We start from the raw sequence: 20,374 nt of genomic DNA, 5'->3' as shown, positions 1-20,374 counted from the left end.
GTTACCAAAATATTGCGTACAGAATTCCTAAAATTAAAACCCATTTTCCGATGTAATACACGCTGCGATGTTTTGCTTTGAGCTTTTTGGCCTGCGCCCTGAGGTGGTAAAAATATTTAAAAAGAACGTTTACAAATCCTACCTTTTCGCCTTCAACATTTTGGGAAGAGGCTGCGCTCATGATGTAACGCCCAAACCAGCGATTTAATAATTGCACCAATTTAGTGTGAACCGGCCGTTCTACATCGCAAAATAAGACAATTCGTTGGTGATCTGTTTCGTTGGCCGCAAAGTGGATATAGGTTTCATCAAACATCACAGACTCACCATCCTTCCAAAAATAGCGCTCATTATCGACATCAATAAAGCACTTGGGATCATTTGGGGTGACAAGGCCAATGTGATAGCGTAGCGAGCCCGCATAAGGGTCTCGATGCCTTACCAGCGTTGCCCCGGGGGGTAGTGAGGCAAACATTGCTGCCTTGATCGAAGGGATTGATTTAAGGAGGGCAACAGTTTTAGGGCATTGGAGCTGCGCTGACGGCATTTCTTTGCCATACCAATAGAGGTGAAAGCGTTTCCAGCCTGTCCGAAAAAAAGAGTTAAATCCAATATCGTTATATCCCGTAGCAGCTGCTATGGCGCCATCTGCGTTCAAAGCAAGCGCTTCATCACGGATGATCTGCCAATGATCTTGTAGGGGCTTCATTTCGGGAAAATCCGCAACGGGAATAAATGCCCCTGCCTTGGTTTTTGAAAACAAGTAGAGCAGACTATTAATTGGGGCTAAAAGTACTTGGTAGTCTGTTAGAGAGCGAACCAAGCCAAATCGCACCTTTCCTCTAAAGTAAACATAAACAGCCGATACAATAAAGATTAGAAAAATGACGTGACGAAGTTCCATGGAATGTACCAATTAGCGTTAATACCAATATTTTAATTTGTATGGGGTGCCATTTCATCCCTATTTTTGAAATGAATATGCTCCAATGTTGATTGGGGTCAAAAATGCACCCAATGAGTGCTGCAAAGATGATTTGTTAAGGAAATTCGTATGAATAGATTCGTAAAATGGCTTTTCAGCCTGATATTGATTGGTTTGGCAGGCCTAGTGGCGTATACCTGGATTATGCTTAATTGGAGCTACGGGAGTGGAGAGCGTGCTGGCTATGTACAAAAGTTTTCCAATCGAGGTTATGTCTGTAAAACCTGGGAAGGCGAGTTAGCCATGGTTTCAATGCCTGGAACCATGTCAGAAAAATTCCTCTTTACGGTCCGTGAAGATGCTGTGGCACAAAAAATTAACGCTAATTTAGGTAAAAAAGTTGCCCTGAAATATGAGCAGCATATCGGATTGCCTACAAGCTGTTTTGGCGATACCGAGTATTTTGTGTCTGATGTGACAGTTATAGAAGAGTAAAAAATAGGCAATAAAAAAATTTGCTGTAACGCAGCTTTATTTTTGTAATTTTTTGTGGTTAAAATCATGTAAGCGCAAGGTGCGCTGATATCAATATCTATAAGGAGCTTCACTTGAACAAAGCAGAACTAATCGCAGCGATTGCTGACGACGCTGAGATCTCAAAAGCCAAAGCTGAATTTGCATTGAATTCTGCTATTGAGCAAATCATTAAAGCTGTTACTAAAGGCGACTCAGTACAGCTGATCGGTTTCGGTACTTTCTCTTCTGGTAAGCGTGCTGCACGTATGGGTCGTAACCCAAAAACTGGTGAGCCACTCAAAATTGCTGCTGCTAAAACTGTTAAGTTTTCTGCTGGTAAAGCATTTAAAGATTCAGTTAACAAGCGTAAGAAGTAATTCTTGCTTTGTTGAAGAAAAAGCCCGGCATGCCGGGCTTTTTTGTTTTCATGGAGAGTGCAAATTTTTTGCACACCTACCCAAGTTTAGTTTTAGCTTTGTACCAAGCGTCGATGGCGATGAATACTCATCAAAATACCGGCTCCAAATCCCAGAGTCACTAAAGCAGTTCCTCCATAACTGATGAAGGGTAGTGGAACTCCAACTACGGGCAATAAACCGCTTACCATGCCGATGTTGACAAAGGCGTAGGTAAAGAAAATCAGTGTCACAGATGCGCCTAGTAGGCGAGTGAATAGATTAGGTGCGCTAGCAGAAATGGCCAAGCCTCGTTTAATCAAAGCGAAGAAAAGTGCCAACATAACTAAGTTGCCCAATAGGCCAAATTCTTCTGAGAACACAGCAAAGACAAAGTCGGTATGCTTTTCTGGAATAAATTCGAGATGGGCTTGAGTACCCTGAAACCAACCTTTACCAAAAAACCCACCTGAGCCGATTGCAATCATCGACTGAATTGTATGAAAGCCTTTTCCAAGGGGGTCGCTACTCGGGTCAAGCAAAGTGCACACTCGGTGTTTTTGATAGTTATGAACTAGTGGCCACGCAACATCATGCGCGCAAATAGTGCTACCAAAAATAATGATGAGGACGATTCCAAATGCGCCAATACCGATGAACGGCAGGATCCATTTCCACGGTAATCCAGCAAGAATGATCACATACATGCCTGCGGCAAACACCAAGAGCGCGGTGCCTAAGTCAGGTTGACGCGCAATGAGCATCACTGGTATCCCAAGGATAATTGCCGCCACTCCATAGTCCCAAGATTTTTGAATGCCCTCCCGTTTTTGAAAGTACCAGGCCAGCATGAGTGGCATAGCAATTTTCATGAGCTCAGATGGTTGAATTACGAAGCCAATATTGAGCCAACGTCTTGCGCCTTTTTTAATCAGTCCAAATATAGCGACTGCAATCAGTAGCGCAACCCCAACACCATAAATCCATACTGCAGCCATCTCTAGCCACTTTGGTGGAATGCGAGAAACAATCCACATGACTGCGAAAGAAAGTGCTAAATTGCGCAATTCATCCTCAAAACGAACAGGCGTATTTTGACTTGCAGATAAAAAAGTAATAAATCCAATGCCTGCCAACCCAAGCAGAATATAGCCTAGCTGGCGATCGAGCCCGCTGAAAATGCTGAGGAATATTTTCTTTGCTTTATTTATGGCGCTCTTTTCCATTCAGGAATCTCCTTGGGCCATTTACCTTCAAGATAAAAATCTAGCGCCTTACGCGCAATCGGCGCAGCATATTGCGCACCAAATCCTGCATTTTCTACCACCATCGCAATGACGATTGTCGGTTTTTCTGCAGGGGCAAAGGCAACATATAAAGCATGATCACGTAAAAATTCTGCTGTAGATCCGTGGTTATATTCTTTCGAGTTCAAGCTAAACACTTGCGCTGTTCCAGTCTTGCCGCCAACTTGATAGCCCGTACCTTTAAAAACAGAGGCAGACGTTCCAGAATTATTTACCTCGACCATCGCTTTCTTAATGAACTCAATATTCTCGGGTACGAGATCGATTCGATAACTTTCTTTGGGCGTTGTCAGGGTGCGATTTCTTGTAAAGGGGTCTTCAATCGCTTTTACTAGGTGCGGCTTCATGACGATACCGTTATTTGCCATGTTTGCCATCGCATGGGCTAACTGCAAGATGGTAAATGCGTTATAGCCCTGACCAATTCCCAAGGAAATTGTTTCGCCTTCGTACCATTTTTGCTGCTCTGGTTTTTTGAAAGTATTTTTCTTCCACTCGGTGGATGGCAACACACCTTTTGATTCACCTTGTAGGTCGATGCCAGTAATTTGACCAAAGCCAAATGGTTTCATGAAGTCATGCATCATGTTGACACCCATATCACGCGCTAAAAGGTAGTAATAGGTATCACAAGATTCAACAATCGACTTTTGCATATCAACAATGCCGTGCCCACCTTTCTTATCATCACGGAAAGTGTGGTTACCAAAATCAAAATAACCCGGGTCGGATATGGTTTGTGACGGTGTGCGCTTTTTAGTTTCTAAAGCTGCCAGCGCCATAAATGGTTTGTAGGTTGACCCTGGCGGATAAATGCCTTTAAGCGGGCGGTTATAGAGTGGCTTTTGTGGCGAGTCATTCAGCTCTTTCCACGTGACTGAGTCGATGCCCTCCACAAAGTCATTGGGATTGAAGTTAGGCTTAGAAACAAATGCCAAGATATCCCCAGTCTCGGGCTCAATCGCAACAAATGCACCACGGAAATTTCCATAGAGCTGCTCAACTAAGTATTGCAGCTTGATATCAACCGAAAGGACCACATTTTTTCCTGGTACCGATGGTGAGCTAGAAAGTGTACGCACGGGTTTGCCGCCTGCAGTAATCTCCACTTCATCATATCCTGGCCTACCTCGTAATACCGTCTCATAACTTTGCTCGATACCAATTTTCCCAACATACTGAATGCCCGGCAAAAATGAAGTTTGTAGCGCATCAGGATCACCCGCTTTGGAGTTATCAATTTCAATTTGCATCCGCTCGATATCTCGCTTAGAGGCTCGCCCAATATAACCAATCAGATGCGATGCGAGCTCGTTATAGGGATACTCTCGAAAGCTTCGGGCGCGTATCTCGACACCCGGAAAGCGATAGCGATTAACCATAAAGCGGGCTGTTTCAACTTCGGTGAGCATCGAGCGGAGGGGAAAGGTGCCCATTTTGCGAGAATCTTCAAGTGAGCGCTTGAAATTTCTTCGATCTCTGGGAGAAATCAATACGATTTGCGAAAGCTCATCGATTAGTTCATCAACATTGCCTTTAACTTCTTCAGCGTTTACATCTAAGGTCAGCGCTGAGTAGTTTCTGCCAATCACGATTCCATTGCGGTCTATTAAGAGGCCGCGATTGGCGGGTGCTGGTACTAAAGCGATTCTATTGCTTTCTGCCAGCAGCGTGTATTTGCTATGGCTCACTAGTTGCAGCCAGACTAATCTCGTAACCAATAATAAGAAACAGAAGGTGACAAACAAGGTCGCAATATGAATGCGCTCTTGAAACGAGTCGAGATCTGGTTTTTTAAAAGAAACCATTTAGTGCTTTAAAGCGGACGATTGTGATCAACATCAATAGGGCGACGTTGAGGCGATAGCAAGATGCTTGTTGCTAAGGGCCACAGCATTCCCTCAATCAATGCTTGAATAGCGCCGGTCAGCGCCCACCAATAGACTTCACCACTTAAGAACCAATGGACGAGTACCGGGAATAATGAAACTAGCAAGAAGATTGGCAGTAAATGCATCGCTTGGGTGAAAACATTTAAAGCGACGATCCGTCGATGCCAGGAGATGGCTAGATAAGCCACCAATGAGTAGCTAAAAGCGTTAAGGCCTAATAAGTCAGAGTTATGAACATCCATTAACAAGCCAAGGATAAATGCAATGATTACGCCAACGTAGCGATGCTGGTGGATGTTCCAAAATATGATGCAAATAATTAGCCAGTCTGGCACCCAGCCGTAATTACCAATAGGCAAAAGATTGAGTAGTAATGCGCAAAACAGGCTGAAATAAATAAAGACCGCACTTACCGGACGAAGAATATACCCGCTTTGAAAGTCGATCATTGCATGCCTCGCGCACGGGTTTGGCGACGCCCCGGAGTATTGGTTAGCGGTGCGTCAGGCTTGCTATTTGCGGTAGATGCTTTGGCATCCCATTGTGGATCGTAAAGTAATGCGAGAGCCTGTCGGTAGCGGTTTGCTGGTGCAACTGGCACACAGAAAACATTAGAAGAATTTTTATCAGCATTTCGTTCAATGCGACTAATCACAGCTACTGCAAAGCCTGGTGGGTAGACGCCATCAATACCTGAGGTAATCAACACATCGCCTACTTCTAAGTCGCTAGCTACGGGAAGGTAGCGCAACTCGAGTGGGTTACCGCGCCCTGCTCCAAAAACAGCTGCTCTTAAGCCATTGCGTGCAACTTGTACTGGTACCGCAAAGTCACGATCCTCTAATAGAGACACTTCTGCAGAGTGATCGTAGACGCGCACTACTTGACCTAAGATGCCGGAATCACTTGCAATGGGATTGCCCAGTTTAAGACCGTCATTACTTCCACGATTAATCACAATGCGCTGAGAAATTGGATTGGGTGGATTAAAAAGAATTTCGACTGGTAATGTTTCGAATAGAACTTGCTTTTGCAAATCCATCAGCTGACGTAGATTTTGGTTCTCTATGAGCAGAAACTCCGATTGATTGGCAAGCAAAGAGAGCTCCGCTTGCCGCACTTTCATTTCTTGATTTTCTTTTTCTAGAGTTCCGCGACTAGTGAAATATTCTGATGTCGCCTCAAATACATTGCGCGGCATCATCATCACATACTCTAGGGGACGCAATAACCAATTGACGTTATTGCGAATGGGGTCAAGTGCTTTATAACGAAAATCGATCAACATCAATGCGATGCTAATCGAAAGACAGACAATCAGTTTTACTAAAGCCGGAACGCCTTGTCTAAAAAGAGGTGGAGCGCTATGTTGCAATTCCCTAATCGACGCTTAAGTCAATTACTCTTGTGAGAACACGCCGCCCAGCTTGTCCATGCGCTCTAAAGCAATACCGCAACCACGAGCGACGCAAGTGAGAGGATCTTCAGCAACATGAATTGGCAGACCAGTTTCTTCTAGCAATAGACGATCGAGGTCGCGCAATAGTGCGCCACCACCAGTGAGCATCATGCCGCGCTCAGCGATATCAGATGCGAGCTCGGGCGGAATCTGTTCGAGGGCTGCTTTTACAGCAGTAACGATTTGATTTAATGGATCGGTTAACGCTTCCAAAATTTCATTACTGGTAACAGTGAAGCTGCGTGGAATACCTTCAGAAAGATTACGACCTTTCACTTCCATTTCGCGTACTTCAGCACCAGGGAAAGCGGAGCCAATCGTTTTTTTAATCAACTCAGCGGTTTGCTCCCCGATCAACATGCCGTAGTTACGACGAATGTAGTTTGTGATGGCTTCATCAAACTTATCGCCACCAACACGAACAGAGCCTTTGTAAACCATGCCACCTAGTGACATCACGCCAACTTCAGTTGTGCCGCCACCAATATCAACGACCATAGAGCCGGCCGCCTCGGAGACTGGTAGACCTGCACCAATCGCAGCGGCCATAGGCTCTTCGATTAAAAATACTTGTGATGCGCCAGCACCTAATGCGGATTCGCGAATAGCGCGACGCTCAACTTGGGTGGAGCCACAAGGAACGCAAATAATGATGCGAGGGCTTGGCTTGAGTAGCTTGCTCTCATGCACCATTTTGATAAATTGCTTGAGCATTTGCTCAGTAATGGTGAAATCGGCGATAACGCCGTCTTTCATTGGGCGAATAGCCTCAATATTTCCAGGAACCCGTCCCAGCATGGCTTTTGCTTCTTTTCCAACGGCCAAAATGGTTTTTTTGCCATTTGGACCGCCTTCAGTACGAATTGCCACAACTGAAGGTTCATCAAGCACAATACCTCGTTCACGCATGTAAATTAAGGTGTTAGCGGTGCCTAGGTCGATGGCCAGGTCATTAGAAAAGTAGCTGCGAAAAAAACCAAACATGATGTAGTGGGAAAATAAGTAAGTGTTAAAAAATATATTTATGAATGATACTCTAGCGCCCCATGAAACTTAACGATGTCCAGCGCATTGCGCACCTTTCCAACCTTGACTTAAGTCAGGCAGAAGCCGAGGCGGTATTGCCTCAATTACAGGCAGTTTTTGCTTTAGTCGAGGAGATGCAGGCTGTCGATACCACCGGTCTCGACCCCTTGGCGCACCCAATTCTATTTTTGCGCGATTTGGCGCAACCCTTGCGCAATGATGCGGTGACCGAGGTAGATCATCGCGCTGAAAACATGCAATCTGCCCCTGCTACTCAGGATGGCTACTTCTTAGTTCCACGGGTGATCGAATGAGCTGGCATCAAACCCCCATTGCATTAATGGCTAAAGCATTAGCCGCTAAAGAGGTCTCCAGTGTGGAGTTGACGCAGTACTTTCTGAGTCGCATTGAAGCCGGAAAGCACTGGAATGCATATCTTGATGTAAGTGCTCACTTAAGTTTAGACCAAGCTTCTAAAGCAGACAAAATTATTGCCTCTGGCAAGGCTGGAAAGTTAACGGGCATCCCGGTTGCCCATAAGGATGTCTTTGTGACACGTGGCTGGAAGTCGACAGCCGCTTCCAAAATGCTCGAGGGTTACCTCAGTCCATTTGATGCGACTGTAGTCTCAAATCTCGGAATTCCCGATGAGCTAAACCCAAATGGCGCTGGCATGGTTTGCCTTGGCAAGACCAATATGGATGAGTTCGCAATGGGCTCCTCCAATGAAAATTCAGCCTATGGACCAGTCTTAAATCCTTGGAATTCAGAATATGTTGCTGGCGGCTCATCTGGAGGATCTGCAGCGGCAGTGGCAGCGGGATTAGCTCCCATTGCAACAGGTACAGATACTGGAGGCTCCATACGTCAGCCAGCAGCTTTTTGCGGGCTGACTGGTATCAAGCCTAGTTATGGGCGTGTATCTCGTTACGGGATGATTGCCTATGCCTCCTCTCTGGATCAGGCGGGTCCAATGGGAAAAACAGCTGAAGATTGCGCTTTATTGCTGTCGGCGATGTCCTCGCATGATCCCCGCGACTCAACCTCGCTGGCTGATTCTGGAGAAGACTATGGGCGCTATCTCAATCAGTCTTGGAAAAAAGGGGGTGCTAACTCAGCGAAGCCTTTAGAAGGATTGAGAGTGGGCCTGCCAAAAGAATTCTTTGCAGAAGGGCTTGCACCAGAAGTAGCCAATGCAGTCAACGCTGCAGCAAAAGCTTTACAAGAATTAGGCGCAGAGTTGCTTGAGGTGAGTTTGCCAAAAACGAAGCTATCAATCCCGGTGTATTACGTTTTAGCTCCAGCTGAAGCCTCAAGCAATTTGAGTCGTTTTGATGGTGTGCGTTACGGACATCGAGCAAATGAATATCGTGATTTATCTGACATGTATAAGAAATCACGTACGGAAGGATTTGGCGCAGAAGTAAAGCGTCGCATCTTAGTTGGCACTTATGTACTTTGTCACGGCTATTACGATGCTTATTATTTGCAGGCTCAAAAAATACGTCGCATTATTGCTGCGGACTTCCAAGCAGCATTTGAGCAATGCGATGTCATCATAGGGCCAGTGGCTCCAGATGTTGCATGGCGCTTAGGCGAAAAATCAAAAGACCCTGTACAAATGTACTTAGAAGATATTTATACACTCTCCACCAACTTAGCAGGGCTGCCCGCAATGAGCGTTCCTTGTGGCTTCAACGCGAGTAATTTACCGATTGGCATGCAGTTAATTGGCAACTATTTTTCTGAGGCGCGCCTGCTTCAAGTAGCACATCAATATCAACAAAACACTGATTGGCATTTGCGGCAAGCAAGCGAGGTGGCATGATGCAATGGGAAATCGTTATTGGTCTTGAGACCCATGCGCAGTTACAAACACAATCTAAAATCTTTAGTGGGGCTAGTACACGTTTTGGTGCCGGCCCAAATACCCAAGCCTGCGCAGTTGACTTGGCTTTACCTGGGGTATTGCCAGTATTAAACCGTCAAGCGGTTGAGCATGCTATTCGTTTTGGCTTGGCAGTAAATGCCAAGATTTCGCCAGCAAGTATTTTTGCGCGCAAGAATTATTTCTATCCTGACTTGCCAAAGGGTTACCAGATTAGTCAGATGGACCTTCCCATAGTCGTTGGTGGTCATTTGGAAATATTAGTTGGTGATCAAATCAAAGTGGTGGAGCTCACACGCGCCCACATGGAAGAAGACGCCGGTAAGTCGGTTCATGAAGAAGGCTTCTTAGGCCCCCACGGTGAGGCATCTAGTGGTATCGACTTAAATCGTGCCGGCACCCCATTGTTGGAAATTGTGACAGAGCCAGTGATGCGTAGTGCTGCTGAGGCGGTGGCTTATGCAAAAGCACTTCACACTCTCGTGGTCTGGTTGGGAGTATGCGATGGCAATATGCAAGAAGGTTCTTTCCGATGTGATGCGAATGTATCTGTTCGCCCTATAGGTCAAAAAGAATTTGGCACCCGTTGCGAGATTAAGAACTTAAATTCCTTCCGCTTTTTAGAAGAGGCGATTCAATACGAAGTGCGTAGACAAATTGAATTGATTGAGGATGGTGGCAAAGTTGTCCAAGAAACCCGCCTATACGATCCCGATCGTCAAGAGACTCGCAGCATGCGCAGTAAAGAAGACGCAAATGACTATCGATATTTCCCGGATCCAGATTTATTGCCAGTAGTGATTGATGATGCTTGGATTGCGGATGTCCGCAGCAAGATGCCAGCGTTACCGGCACAACTTCGTGAAGAGTGGCAAAGCGAATTTGGCTTAAGCGCCTACGATACGCAATTGCTTACGCAAGATCGCGACACTGCCAAGATATTTGAAGAGCTACTAGCGATTGTTGGTAAGTCTTTGGCAAAGGCTGCGGCTAACCTGATAGCGGGTGAGCTTGCTTCATCGCTCAATCGCGCTGGAATTGCTACTGCAGATGCGCCACTAAAAGCAGAACATTTGGCACCGCTATTAACTCGCGTATCAGACGGCACGATCTCCAACAAAATTGCAAAAGAAATCTTCGCAATTTTGTGGGAAGAGGCTATCGCAGGCAAAGCCATCAGCACTGTTGATCAAGTGATTGAAGCTAGGGGTTTAAAGCAGATTAGCGATAGTGGCGAACTTGAGGCCATGATTGATAAGGTTTTGGCGGCTAACGAGAAGTCGGTTGAAGAGTTCCGCTCTGGCAAGGAAAAAGCATTTAACGCCTTAGTTGGTCAGATCATGAAAGCCTCGCAAGGCAAGGCTAATCCAGGGCAAGTGAATGAGCTTCTGCGTAAAAAGCTGAACTAAAAAATTAAATTAGAAAATAAGCGAGAAAGACACAGATGAGCGCAATCGATCCCAAGCAAGCCGAGCAAGAAGAATTGGTAGCGGAGTGGTTGCGAGCTACCCCAGGTTTTTTTGAGCGTTATGCCAATCTCTTAAATGAGATTCGTTTAAAACATCCTCACGAGGATCGTGCAATCTCTTTGCAAGAACGCCAGATGACTTTGTTGCGCACACAAAATCAAGAGCTCAATCGTCGCTTGAGTGAGATGCTGCATTTTGGAAGTCGTAATGACAAAACCCAGCAAAGCTTAGTGGCTTGGTTATTACGTTTAATGCGGGCCAACACCAAGGCGGATGTGGAATCTGCAGTGACTGCAGGTTTGGCTGAAGTGTTTGAAGTCGAGTCAGCAAAACTCTTGTCACCCAATACTGCATTTGGCCCATGGATTGATACGCCATTATGTGGCTCAGCCAAAGAGCTGGCTGCAGCGAGTGTGGATTTGCTGGCAACCCAAGTGACTATTGATCCTGAGTGGCAAAGTATGGTGGCTATTGGTCTACCGCTAGGTAAAAGTATTGGCGTAGCGCAATCGCCAGCAGTACTTTTGTTGGCAAGCAAAGACGAGTCCCGTTTTACTGCCGATATGGGCGCGTTCTATTTGCGTCAGATTGCTGAACTCACCGCTACAGCTTTGGATCGTACCCAGGCTTATGAGCCAAGCGCCAGCTGATCTGCATCCCCTGGTGCTGGAATATTTGCATGAGCTGCATGTATTGAGACAGCTCTCACCGCATACGCTTAAAGCCTACCGTATGGATCTCAGTGAGTTGCAGGCGCTGGCAGCAGATGATGCTATTGACTTATTAAAGGTAAGCAATGCTCATGTACGTCGCTGGGCAGGTCGCTTACATTCAAAGGGAAAGTCATCTCGCACGATTGCAAGAGCGCTTTCTGCTTGGCGTGGCTGGTATGACTGGTTGACCGAGAAAGATGCGCGTCGAGATACGCAGGCGGGAAGGTTGACTGCAAATCTAGTGGCTAATCCTGTTGATGATGTAAAGGCACCCAAACGTTTAAAGTCTTTACCTAAAGCACTTTCAGTTGAGCAGGCACTCTCTTTAGTAAATCAAGCCGTAAAAGAGGCTGAAGAAAAAAAAGATCTAGAGACTGTGCGTGACGCAGCGATCATTGATTTGCTCTATTCCTCGGGCCTACGTTTATCAGAACTTCTTGGCATTGATGTAATGCAAAGCAAAGATCGCCAACAGGAGTCTGCCGGGTGGTTGGATTGGGATGCTGCAGAGGTCACGGTTTTGGGTAAAGGCGGCAAACGTCGCTCAGTTCCCATAGGTGGGCCAGCAATGCAATCTCTCAAAGTCTGGCGTGCAGCTCGAGACCTGCTTGCGCAGGCAGATGTATCAATGGCTTTATTTATTTCTGCAACAGGCGCTCGCTTATCTCCCCGGACGGTTCAGGCGCGTTTACGGACTTTGGCGATGAGGGCGGGCCTACCAACCCATGTTCATCCACATATGATGCGTCATAGCTTCGCTAGCCATGTATTGCAGTCCTCTCAGGATTTGAGGGCGGTGCAGGAGATGCTAGGGCATGCCAGCATTGCAAGCACCCAAATTTACACCTCCTTAGATTTCCAGCACTTAGCGCAGGCATACGATAAGGCTCATCCTCGTGCAAAAGCCGGCAAAGCTTGAGGAACTCGGTAAGATAGAAGGTTTCCCGTTTGGGGAATGTATTTATAGCTTTTAATAGGATCAAAAATGGCGTTAATTCCGGTAACAATTCTCACAGGCTTTTTGGGGAGCGGCAAAACCACTTTGCTCAAACATATCCTGACTGCAGAGCATGGCAAAAAAATTGCTGTGATTGAGAACGAGTTCGGCGAAGAAAATATCGATAACGACATCTTGGTTCAAGACAATCAAGAGAATATTGTGCAAATGAGCAATGGCTGCATTTGCTGCACCATCCGTGGGGATCTGGTTGAAGCCCTGAATGAGCTTTGGGAGCAACGTAGGGACAAAAAAATTAGTTTTGAGCGCGTGGTTATTGAAACCACTGGAGTGGCTAATCCAGGCCCAGTCGCTCAAACCTTCTTTATGGACGATGACGTAGCGGACCACTATGTTCTGGATGCCGTAGTCACTTTGGTGGATGCCAAGCATGGCCCGCAGCAACTGACTGAGCATGAAGAGGCGCAACGCCAAGTAGGCTTTGCAGATCAAATTTTCATTACCAAGACGGATTTGGTGACGCCCGCCGAAGTGGACGCCTTGCGTAATCGCCTAATGCATATGAACCCGCGCGCACCGATTCAGGGGATCTCTAAAGGAGTTGTTCCATTAGATGCCGTTTTGGATCTTAAGGGCTTTAATTTAAATGCGAAGCTCGATATTGATCCTCACTTCTTGGAGCAAGATGATCATGACCATGCTACTTGTGGTCATGATCACAGTCATGACCACCACGATCACAGTAGCTGTGGCCATGACCATAGCCACGATCATCATGGTCATGCGGGGCATACGGACCGCATCCAATCCTTCGTTTTTCGTAGTGATAAACCCTTTGACCATAAAAAATTAGAGGACTTCCTGGGCGGAATTTTGGAGGTCTTCGGGGAGAAGATGTTGCGCTACAAAGGCGTCCTCTATGTGAAGGGTAGCAACCGAAAAGTCGTGTTCCAGGGCGTCCATCAGATGATGGGCAGTGATATGGCTGGTTTATGGGGTGCAGAACCCAAGCAAACCCGCATGGTCTTTATCGGGATAGATTTGCCCAAGGACACCCTGCTGGCTGGGCTTGAAGGCTGTTTGGTCTAGGAAATTTAAAGTACAATCCCGCGCCACGGCCAAGATTAATAAATATTGGCTAAAAGGGTAGTAAAACTTTGGCAGAATGAAGCAATAATGATTTAGATCCATGGAAAGAATGAAATGACGGTAAAAACACCAACGAAATCTACGGCTGCAGCAAAAGCCCCTAGTAAAGCGGCAAGCGCAAAAGTTGCCAAAGGTGCCCCTTTAACAGAAGCTGAATTACTCAAGATGTCCGAAAAGGACTATATGAATGCCGGCCAGTTAGATTTTTTCCGTCAGAAGTTATTGACCTTAAAGTCTGACATTCTGAAGAATGCTTCAGAAACGACAGAGCATTTACGCGAAAACATTTTGGTTCCCGATCCTGCGGACCGTGCAACGATTGAAGAAGAGCATGCTCTTGAGCTACGCACACGTGATCGTGAGCGTAAGCTATTGAAAAAAGTAGAGCAGGCTTTAGCCCGCATTGAATCGGGTGATTACGGTTGGTGTGAAGAGACTGGTGAGCCAATTGGCTTGAACCGCCTCATTGCACGCCCAACGGCTAACCTATCTCTAGAGGCGCAAGAGCGCCGTGAACTACGTCAAAAGTTGTTTGGCGATTAATTACTACACCGAATATAAAAGTAGCAATGACTAAGCAATCCCCATCCATTAGCGAAATCCCTCCTTTATTAAAGGCAGAGATTTTGGCCGAGGCCCTGCCTTACATTCGTGCTTATCACGGTAAAACGATTGTGATTAAGTACGGCGGAAACGCGATGGTCGAAGAGCGCCTCAAAGAAAGTTTTGCGCGCGATGTCATTTTGCTTAAGCTGGTTGGTATGAACCCCGTAGTAGTACATGGCGGCGGCCCGCAAATTGATGAAGCTCTCAAGAAGATTGGTAAGACTGGTACCTTTATTCAAGGTATGCGCGTCACCGATGAAGAGACCATGGAAGTGGTGGAGTGGGTTCTCGGTGGCGAAGTTCAGCAAGATATTGTGATGTTGATTAATCACTTTGGTGGTCAGGCAGTCGGTTTGACTGGCAAAGACGGCGGCTTGATTCGCGCAAAGAAGATGCTGGTTGCCGATGAAAAAAAGGCTGGTGGAACTATTGATTTAGGTTTTGTTGGCGAGATTGAGGCGATTAACCCTGCAGTTGTAAAAGCATTACAGGACGACGCCTTTATTCCCGTGATCTCTCCGATTGGATTTAGCGAAGAGGGTCAGGCCTATAACATTAATGCCGACTTAGTGGCTGGCAAGATGGCAGAAATTTTGCATGCAGAGAAATTAGTCATGATGACCAATATTCCTGGAGTGATGGATAAAAGCGGTAAGCTTTTAACGGACCTGACTGCACGTGAAATTGATGGTCTATTTGCTGACGGTACTATTTCTGGCGGTATGTTGCCAAAGATTTCTTCTGCATTAGATGCCGCAAAGAGCGGCGTCAATTCAGTACATATCATTGATGGACGAATTGAGCACTCCCTATTGTTGGAGATTCTGACAGAGCAAGCATTTGGAACAATGATCCGTTCCCGTTAAGAGTTGAACAAGAGATATAAATATGCGTGATTCTTTTGACCCTAGCGCCTCAGAGATTGAGACGACAACTGCCGAAGAGGGCAAGACACGCAAGCGCCCACGTCCGGGGGAGCGCCGCCTACAGATTTTGCAAGTGTTGGCAGAGATGCTGCAAAACCCCAAAGGTGAGCGTGTAACGACTGCGGCATTAGCTGCAAAAATTCAAGTCTCAGAAGCGGCGCTCTATCGACATTTCGCCAGTAAGGCGCAGATGTTTGAGGGCCTGATTGCATTTATTGAGCAAACGGTTTTTGGTCTGATTAATCAGATTAACCAAAAAGAAGAGTCTGGGCTTGCGCAAGCGCGTGGCATTTTGCAGATGCTTTTATTCTTTGCAGAAAAGAATCCTGGCATGACGCGCGTGCTTTTGGGTGACGCTCTATTGCAAGAAGACGATCGCTTGCAAGAGCGTATTACACAAGTACTTGATCGTGTTGAGGCATCTTTAAAGCAGGCACTGCGTATCGCACAAACTCAAGGTGGTTCGTGGGCAAATGTATCTCAAGATGAAGTCAGCATCCGTGCGGCGATGTTGATGAGTTATGTTTTGGGCCGTTGGCATCGCTTTGCTCGTAGCGGCTTTAAAAAGCTTCCAACTGAAGCGTCTGACATCAGTCTTCGCATTCTTCTATCCGAATGAGCGAGCTAAATCTCTCTAGAAATACTATCCATTTTGCCGAGCCCTTGCCTTTGCAAAGTGGCGCCATTTTATCGAGCTACGATTTAGTTATTGAAACTTACGGCAAGCTCAATGCCGATAAAAGTAATGCTGTTCTAGTTTGTCATGCACTCAATGCATCACACCATGTAGCTGGTCCTAATCCAGATGATGCAAAAGATATCGGCTGGTGGGATAACATGATTGGGCCAGGCAAGCCGGTAGACACCAATCGCTTCTTTGTGATTGGCGTTAATAATCTAGGTTCTTGCTTTGGATCTACTGGTCCCATGAGCATCAATCCTGCCACTAGCAAGCCGTATGGCGCAGACTTCCCAGTGATTACGGTAGAAGATTGGGTAAACACCCAGGCGCGCTTAGCCGATAAGTTAGGCATTCGCCGTTTTGCTGCAGTAATGGGTGGAAGCTTAGGCGGAATGCAGGCATTGGCCTGGTCTATTCAATTCCCAAAACGCCTTGCTCATTGCTTGGTAATCGCCTCGACGCCAAAACTGAGCGCACAGAACATTGCATTTAATGAAGTAGCACGTAATGCGATTTTGTCAGACCCCGACTTTCATGGTGGTAATTACTACGAGCATGGCGTAGTGCCAAAGCGCGGCCTAAAACTCGCTCGCATGGTAGGCCATATTACCTATTTATCTGACGATGACATGGCAGAAAAGTTTGGGCGCGAGCTGCAAAGACCCCATGGCGAATCCCAGGATTATCGTTTTAGCTTTGATGTTGAGTTTGAGGTTGAAAGTTATTTACGCCATCAAGGCGATAAGTTTTCCACTTACTTTGATGCCAACACTTATTTGCTGATTACGAGAGCGCTAGATTATTTTGATCCTGCTCGTCGTTATGAGGGTAGCTTAAATCGCGCCCTAGCTGAAGTCCAGGCTAGGTTCTTGGTAGTGAGCTTCTCTACAGATTGGCGTTTCCCACCTAATCGCAGTCGTGAGATTGTGGAGTCTTTACTTAGCAATAAGAGTGAAGTTAGTTATGCAGAAATTGATGCCCCGCATGGGCACGATGCTTTCTTGTTAGATGACCCTCGTTATCACAATCTAATTCGTGCTTATTTCGCACAAATGCTAGAGGCAAAATCATGAAGCGCGCAGACTTTGCTGCAATAGCGAACTGGATTGAGCCCAATAGTGAAGTGCTTGATCTCGGTTGTGGTGATGGCAGTTTCTTAGAGTATCTGCAAAAGCAAAAACCAGTTCATGCCTATGGGGTTGAGATTGATGATGCGCGCGTACTTTCTTGCATACAAAAAAGTTTGAATGTGATTCAGCAAAACTTAGAGGGTGGCCTAGCCTTGTTTGAGAACAATAGCTTTGACACAGTTGTGCTCTCACAGACCTTGCAAACGATTCATGAAACTGAAAAGATTTTGCGTGAAGTGGTCAGGGTTGGTAAGGAATCAATTGTTTCTTTCCCGAATTTTGGCCATTGGTCACATCGCCTAGCGGTTGGCTTTGGCCGCATGCCCGTTTCTAAGAGCTTGCCATACCAGTGGTACAACACGCCAAACGTGCGCGTTCTCACAGTGGCTGATTTTGAAAAGCTGGCCTCGAGCTTGGGCTTGCAGATTTTGGATCAATGCATCTTGCATGAAGGGCGACAAGTTACTTTGATGCCTAATCTTTTTGGAAGCCTAGCGCTGTTCCGCGTTCGACGTGCTTAGTACGATTGAGTCCTGGCTGAAAGATTTTCGGGTTTATCTCGAATGGCCTTGTCTCCGAATGCTCTTCTTGGGCTTCTCTGCAGGCTTACCGCTGCTACTGATTTTAGGAACGCTGAGTTTCTGGCTTAGAGAGGCTGGCATAGATCGCAGTACGATTGGTTACCTCACTTGGGTTGGTTTGATCTACGCGTTTAAGTGGATGTGGGCTCCTTTAGTGGACCGGCTATCCATTCCTTTGCTATCTACATTGTTTGGTAGAAGGCGTAGCTGGCTACTTTTTGCGCAGTTGCTAATTGTTCTTGGCTTAGTTGGTATGGCCAGCGTTGACCCTAAGGTTCAACTTACGCCGATTGTGTGGTGCGCACTCTTGGTTGCCTTTGGCTCTGCCACGCAAGATATTGCTTTAGATGCTTTTCGGATTGAGTCTGCCGATAGCGATCATCAAGCAGCATTAGCTGCTACGTATCAAACAGGCTATCGACTCGCTTTAATTTGGGCTGGGGCTGGCGTTCTTTGGTTGGCTGCTCGCGCTGAGTCAGGCGCTACTGGCTATGATCCAACTGCCTGGCAATTTGCCTATCTTTGTATGGCACTCTCGATTGGTGTGGGGGTGATCACTACCTTGTTTAGCAAGGAGCCTATTCGTATTGAGCTTGCCAAAGCCCGTAATGCAAAGGCATGGCTACATCAAACTTTGATTGAGCCATTTGCAGATTTTATTCGGCGCTATGGGTGGCACGCCATTTTGATTTTGTCATTAATTGCCATCTATCGTATTAGTGATGTGGTGATGGGGATTATGGCAAACCCGTTCTATGTTGATATGGGCTACACCAAGGATGAAGTTGCGGCAGTTAGCAAGGTCTTTGGCGTAGTGATGACCTTGGTCGGCGCCTTTGTTGGCGGAGTTCTGACCTTGCGTTTTGGCGTGATGCGTATTTTATTTCTGGGCGCGATTTTATCGGCTGTCAGCAATTTATTATTTGCTTGGCTTGCCACTCAAGGCCATGACTTGCATGGATTGATCTGGGTCATCTCTGCTGATAATCTGAGTTCCGGAATTGCAACGGCAGCATTTATTGCGTTCTTATCAGCTTTGACGAATATTCAGTATTCTGCAACGCAGTACGCATTGTTTAGTTCGATGATGCTCTTATTGCCAAAGTGGCTTGCTGGTTTTTCAGGCGTCTTTGTAAATCACTTTGGCTACTCAAGCTTTTTTATAAGTACTGCGATTATTGGTGCGCCAGTTTTAATTCTGATTTGGCTCGCCATTCACTTCAAAGTAGTCGAGTTTAAAAAGCACGATTCACAGATCGCTAAATAGACCAGTCATAATCTACTGTGAGTGGCGCATGATCTGAGAAGCGCTCATCTTTATAGATAGCCGTACGTTTAGCGCTAGCTGCAATACCCGGGGTTGTGAGGTGATAGTCGATGCGCCAGCCTACGTTCTTTGCATACGCTTGACCGCGGTTGCTCCACCAGGTATAGCAGGCATTAGTCGCTTCAGGCTCTAGCTTTCGGTAGACATCCACGTAGCCAACTTTGCTAAAGAGGTTTGTTAACCAAGCACGCTCTTCCGGTAAAAAGCCCGAATTCTTTAGATTGCCTTTCCAGTTCTTGAGGTCAATCTCGTTGTGGGCAATATTGACGTCGCCGCACAGCACAATCTCACGCCCTGATTTCTTGAGTTCTACTAGGTGCGGTAAGAAAGAATCGAGATAGCGATACTTAGCTTCCTGCCTCTCTGGTGAGCTTGAGCCTGATGGCATGTATACGGAAATGACTGAAAGCTTTTTGAATCGAGCTTCGACATAGCGACCTTCCGCATCAAACTCCGCATTGCCATAGCCATAGAGCACCTCATCTGGCTTATGTGGGGTGTAGATGCCACAACCGCTATAGCCCTTTTTCTCAGCATGATGAAAAAAGCCGTGCAGGCCATCTGGATTAAGGATGGCATCTTCCAGATCATCCTGCTGAGCCTTGAGCTCCTGCATGCAGACAAAGTCCGCCTTTTGCTTTACAACCCAAGGCAGGAAGCCTTTTTTGACCGCTGAGCGGATACCGTTGAGGTTGGCAGAAATGATGCGTAACATATAGGCCTATGAGCTCAAAAAATTCTAATCAAGATAACTTTATTCAATTTGCCCTTGAGGCAAATGTTTTGTCGTTTGGGGAGTTTAAAACTAAAGCTGGACGCCTTTCACCTTATTTCTTTAATGCCGGTGGGTTCAACGATGGTGCCCGCTTAAGTGCACTAGGCCGCTATTACGCCAAAGCCTTGCAAGCATCTAGCATCCAGTTCGATATGCTCTATGGACCTGCCTATAAAGGAATTACGTTGGCCGCAGCTACCGCGATCGCTTTAGCTGATACGGGTCGCAATGTACCTTATGCCTACAATCGCAAAGAAGCGAAAGATCATGGCGAGGGCGGTTCATTGGTAGGCGCTCCCGTAAAAGGTAAGGTAGTAATTATTGATGATGTGATTTCTGCTGGTACGTCTGTTCGAGAGTCTGTGAAACTCATCCGTGATGCGGGCGCAGAGCCAGCAGCAGTATTAATTGCCTTGGACCGCATGGAAAAGTCGGGTACTGCTACTGAAATTGGTGATAAGTCAGCAGTCCAAGCAGTGGAGCAAGAATTTGGCTTGCCAGTGGTGGCAATCGCGAACTTAACAGACTTGATGGCCTTCTTAACCGCCTCAAGCAATGCGGAGCTCACTAGTTATCTGCCAGCAGTAAAAGCCTACCGCGAAAAATACGGTATTTAATTCAATATCAGTTGCTGGAGCTACATAGCTCCG

The 20,374-nt window shown here is 46.4% G+C and carries 22 protein-coding genes; 15 read left to right on the top strand and 7 right to left on the bottom strand.

Annotated elements, in window-relative coordinates; all coding sequences use genetic code 11:
* Position 1: 1 nt before the first annotated feature.
* Positions 2–904 carry an aspartyl/asparaginyl beta-hydroxylase domain-containing protein gene (locus ICN27_RS10220; protein ID WP_216269928.1) on the bottom strand — a complete coding sequence of 301 codons (903 nt, stop codon included), beginning with the start codon at positions 902–904 and terminating at the stop codon, positions 2–4.
* Between the two features lie 150 nt (positions 905–1,054).
* Here ICN27_RS10220 and ICN27_RS10215 point away from each other — a divergent pair, with 150 nt between their 5' ends.
* Together ICN27_RS10215 and ICN27_RS10210 are read left to right on the top strand one after the other, a co-directional pair.
* On the top strand, positions 1,055–1,420 hold the full coding sequence (locus ICN27_RS10215) for a hypothetical protein (protein ID WP_215308605.1): 366 nt from the start codon (positions 1,055–1,057) through the stop codon (positions 1,418–1,420).
* Positions 1,421–1,515: 95 nt separating this feature from the next.
* On the top strand, positions 1,516–1,818 hold the full coding sequence (locus ICN27_RS10210) for an HU family DNA-binding protein (RefSeq protein WP_256442663.1): 303 nt from the start codon (positions 1,516–1,518) through the stop codon (positions 1,816–1,818).
* A gap of 92 nt (positions 1,819–1,910) precedes the next feature.
* Here the strand turns inward: ICN27_RS10210 and rodA are convergent, their stop codons facing one another.
* Genes rodA through ICN27_RS10185 form a run of 5 tightly spaced genes read right to left on the bottom strand, consistent with a single transcriptional unit; the run spans position 1,911 to position 7,478 of the window.
* Positions 1,911–3,062 carry a rod shape-determining protein RodA gene (gene rodA / locus ICN27_RS10205; RefSeq protein WP_216269927.1) on the bottom strand — a complete coding sequence of 384 codons (1,152 nt, stop codon included), beginning with the start codon at positions 3,060–3,062 and terminating at the stop codon, positions 1,911–1,913.
* Complete coding sequence (mrdA, locus tag ICN27_RS10200) at positions 3,044–4,951, bottom strand: penicillin-binding protein 2 (protein ID WP_215308603.1); 1,908 nt, start codon at positions 4,949–4,951, stop codon at positions 3,044–3,046. Before mrdA ends, rodA begins: the two co-directional genes overlap by 19 nt.
* Positions 4,952–4,959: 8 nt before the next feature.
* Complete coding sequence (mreD, locus tag ICN27_RS10195) at positions 4,960–5,484, bottom strand: rod shape-determining protein MreD (RefSeq protein WP_215308602.1); 525 nt, start codon at positions 5,482–5,484, stop codon at positions 4,960–4,962.
* Positions 5,481–6,410: a rod shape-determining protein MreC gene (gene mreC, locus ICN27_RS10190; protein WP_215308601.1), complete on the bottom strand. Its 930-nt coding sequence runs from the start codon at positions 6,408–6,410 to the stop codon at positions 5,481–5,483. The genes mreD and mreC overlap by 4 nt, the downstream gene beginning before the upstream one ends.
* Positions 6,411–6,434: 24 nt before the next feature.
* Entirely contained in the window at positions 6,435–7,478 is a 1,044-nt protein-coding gene (locus ICN27_RS10185; protein WP_046330974.1) for a rod shape-determining protein, read from the bottom strand.
* A 62-nt stretch (positions 7,479–7,540) separates the two neighbouring features.
* On the opposite strand from ICN27_RS10185, the gene gatC reads away from it, so the two are divergent.
* From gatC to ICN27_RS10125, 12 genes are all read left to right on the top strand, one after another.
* Positions 7,541–7,834, top strand: coding sequence for an Asp-tRNA(Asn)/Glu-tRNA(Gln) amidotransferase subunit GatC (gene gatC, locus ICN27_RS10180; RefSeq protein WP_215308600.1), 294 nt, complete (start codon positions 7,541–7,543; stop codon positions 7,832–7,834).
* A complete protein-coding gene (gene gatA / locus ICN27_RS10175) occupies positions 7,831–9,348 on the top strand; it encodes an Asp-tRNA(Asn)/Glu-tRNA(Gln) amidotransferase subunit GatA (protein WP_216269926.1) in 1,518 nt (505 codons plus the stop codon). Before gatC ends, gatA begins: the two co-directional genes overlap by 4 nt.
* Positions 9,345–10,817, top strand: a complete 1,473-nt coding sequence (gene gatB / locus ICN27_RS10170) for an Asp-tRNA(Asn)/Glu-tRNA(Gln) amidotransferase subunit GatB (protein WP_216269925.1) — start codon at positions 9,345–9,347, stop codon at positions 10,815–10,817. Before gatA ends, gatB begins: the two co-directional genes overlap by 4 nt.
* 35 nt (positions 10,818–10,852) lie before the next feature.
* Positions 10,853–11,527, top strand: a complete 675-nt coding sequence (locus ICN27_RS10165) for a DUF484 family protein (RefSeq protein WP_216269924.1) — start codon at positions 10,853–10,855, stop codon at positions 11,525–11,527.
* A complete protein-coding gene (locus ICN27_RS10160) occupies positions 11,508–12,509 on the top strand; it encodes a tyrosine recombinase XerC (protein ID WP_215308596.1) in 1,002 nt (333 codons plus the stop codon). The genes ICN27_RS10165 and ICN27_RS10160 overlap by 20 nt, the downstream gene beginning before the upstream one ends.
* 66 nt (positions 12,510–12,575) lie before the next feature.
* Positions 12,576–13,637, top strand: coding sequence for a GTP-binding protein (locus ICN27_RS10155; RefSeq protein ID WP_216269923.1), 1,062 nt, complete (start codon positions 12,576–12,578; stop codon positions 13,635–13,637).
* Positions 13,638–13,862: 225 nt separating this feature from the next.
* Positions 13,863–14,240, top strand: coding sequence for an RNA polymerase-binding protein DksA (gene dksA, locus ICN27_RS10150; protein WP_215310404.1), 378 nt, complete (start codon positions 13,863–13,865; stop codon positions 14,238–14,240).
* Positions 14,241–14,266: 26 nt separating this feature from the next.
* Positions 14,267–15,169 (top strand): acetylglutamate kinase, encoded by a 903-nt coding sequence (gene argB, locus ICN27_RS10145; RefSeq protein WP_215308594.1) that lies wholly within the window; start codon positions 14,267–14,269, stop codon positions 15,167–15,169.
* Positions 15,170–15,191: 22 nt separating this feature from the next.
* On the top strand, positions 15,192–15,848 hold the full coding sequence (gene slmA, locus ICN27_RS10140; protein ID WP_215308593.1) for a nucleoid occlusion factor SlmA: 657 nt from the start codon (positions 15,192–15,194) through the stop codon (positions 15,846–15,848).
* Positions 15,845–16,984, top strand: coding sequence for a homoserine O-acetyltransferase (locus ICN27_RS10135; protein WP_216269922.1), 1,140 nt, complete (start codon positions 15,845–15,847; stop codon positions 16,982–16,984). The genes slmA and ICN27_RS10135 overlap by 4 nt, the downstream gene beginning before the upstream one ends.
* On the top strand, positions 16,981–17,562 hold the full coding sequence (gene metW / locus ICN27_RS10130) for a methionine biosynthesis protein MetW (RefSeq protein WP_215308591.1): 582 nt from the start codon (positions 16,981–16,983) through the stop codon (positions 17,560–17,562). Before ICN27_RS10135 ends, metW begins: the two co-directional genes overlap by 4 nt.
* Complete coding sequence (locus ICN27_RS10125) at positions 17,555–18,889, top strand: MFS transporter (protein ID WP_370624506.1); 1,335 nt, start codon at positions 17,555–17,557, stop codon at positions 18,887–18,889. Before metW ends, ICN27_RS10125 begins: the two co-directional genes overlap by 8 nt.
* Here the strand turns inward: ICN27_RS10125 and ICN27_RS10120 are convergent.
* Positions 18,882–19,664 (bottom strand): exodeoxyribonuclease III, encoded by a 783-nt coding sequence (locus ICN27_RS10120; RefSeq protein ID WP_216269920.1) that lies wholly within the window; start codon positions 19,662–19,664, stop codon positions 18,882–18,884. The two genes, ICN27_RS10125 and ICN27_RS10120, sit on opposite strands and share 8 nt — an antisense overlap.
* Positions 19,665–19,672: 8 nt before the next feature.
* Between ICN27_RS10120 and pyrE the strand changes: the two genes are divergently transcribed.
* Entirely contained in the window at positions 19,673–20,341 is a 669-nt protein-coding gene (pyrE, locus tag ICN27_RS10115) for an orotate phosphoribosyltransferase (RefSeq protein WP_216269919.1), read from the top strand.
* The last annotated feature ends 33 nt before the right edge of the window (positions 20,342–20,374 follow it).

Origin of the sequence: Polynucleobacter sp. Nonnen-W13 (genome assembly GCF_018881735.1) — a bacterium.
Classification (GTDB): domain Bacteria; phylum Pseudomonadota; class Gammaproteobacteria; order Burkholderiales; family Burkholderiaceae; genus Polynucleobacter.
The sequence above is the reverse complement of the archived record's forward strand: the minus strand, read 5'-3'. Positions and strand labels throughout refer to the sequence as shown.

Coding starts and splice junctions, on each gene's coding strand:
- pyrE (WP_216269919.1), top strand. CDS start 19,673: ATGAGCTCAAAAAATTCTAATCAAGATAACTTTATTCAATTTGCCCTT.
- dksA (WP_215310404.1), top strand. CDS start 13,863: ATGTCCGAAAAGGACTATATGAATGCCGGCCAGTTAGATTTTTTCCGT.
- ICN27_RS10220 (WP_216269928.1), bottom strand. CDS start 904: ATGGAACTTCGTCACGTCATTTTTCTAATCTTTATTGTATCGGCTGTT.
- ICN27_RS10120 (WP_216269920.1), bottom strand. CDS start 19,664: ATGTTACGCATCATTTCTGCCAACCTCAACGGTATCCGCTCAGCGGTC.
- mrdA (WP_215308603.1), bottom strand. CDS start 4,951: ATGGTTTCTTTTAAAAAACCAGATCTCGACTCGTTTCAAGAGCGCATT.
- ICN27_RS10160 (WP_215308596.1), top strand. CDS start 11,508: ATGAGCCAAGCGCCAGCTGATCTGCATCCCCTGGTGCTGGAATATTTG.
- ICN27_RS10215 (WP_215308605.1), top strand. CDS start 1,055: ATGAATAGATTCGTAAAATGGCTTTTCAGCCTGATATTGATTGGTTTG.
- ICN27_RS10165 (WP_216269924.1), top strand. CDS start 10,853: ATGAGCGCAATCGATCCCAAGCAAGCCGAGCAAGAAGAATTGGTAGCG.
- gatA (WP_216269926.1), top strand. CDS start 7,831: ATGAGCTGGCATCAAACCCCCATTGCATTAATGGCTAAAGCATTAGCC.
- slmA (WP_215308593.1), top strand. CDS start 15,192: ATGCGTGATTCTTTTGACCCTAGCGCCTCAGAGATTGAGACGACAACT.
- gatC (WP_215308600.1), top strand. CDS start 7,541: ATGAAACTTAACGATGTCCAGCGCATTGCGCACCTTTCCAACCTTGAC.
- ICN27_RS10155 (WP_216269923.1), top strand. CDS start 12,576: ATGGCGTTAATTCCGGTAACAATTCTCACAGGCTTTTTGGGGAGCGGC.
- ICN27_RS10135 (WP_216269922.1), top strand. CDS start 15,845: ATGAGCGAGCTAAATCTCTCTAGAAATACTATCCATTTTGCCGAGCCC.
- mreD (WP_215308602.1), bottom strand. CDS start 5,484: ATGATCGACTTTCAAAGCGGGTATATTCTTCGTCCGGTAAGTGCGGTC.
- rodA (WP_216269927.1), bottom strand. CDS start 3,062: ATGGAAAAGAGCGCCATAAATAAAGCAAAGAAAATATTCCTCAGCATT.
- metW (WP_215308591.1), top strand. CDS start 16,981: ATGAAGCGCGCAGACTTTGCTGCAATAGCGAACTGGATTGAGCCCAAT.
- gatB (WP_216269925.1), top strand. CDS start 9,345: ATGATGCAATGGGAAATCGTTATTGGTCTTGAGACCCATGCGCAGTTA.
- argB (WP_215308594.1), top strand. CDS start 14,267: ATGACTAAGCAATCCCCATCCATTAGCGAAATCCCTCCTTTATTAAAG.
- ICN27_RS10185 (WP_046330974.1), bottom strand. CDS start 7,478: ATGTTTGGTTTTTTTCGCAGCTACTTTTCTAATGACCTGGCCATCGAC.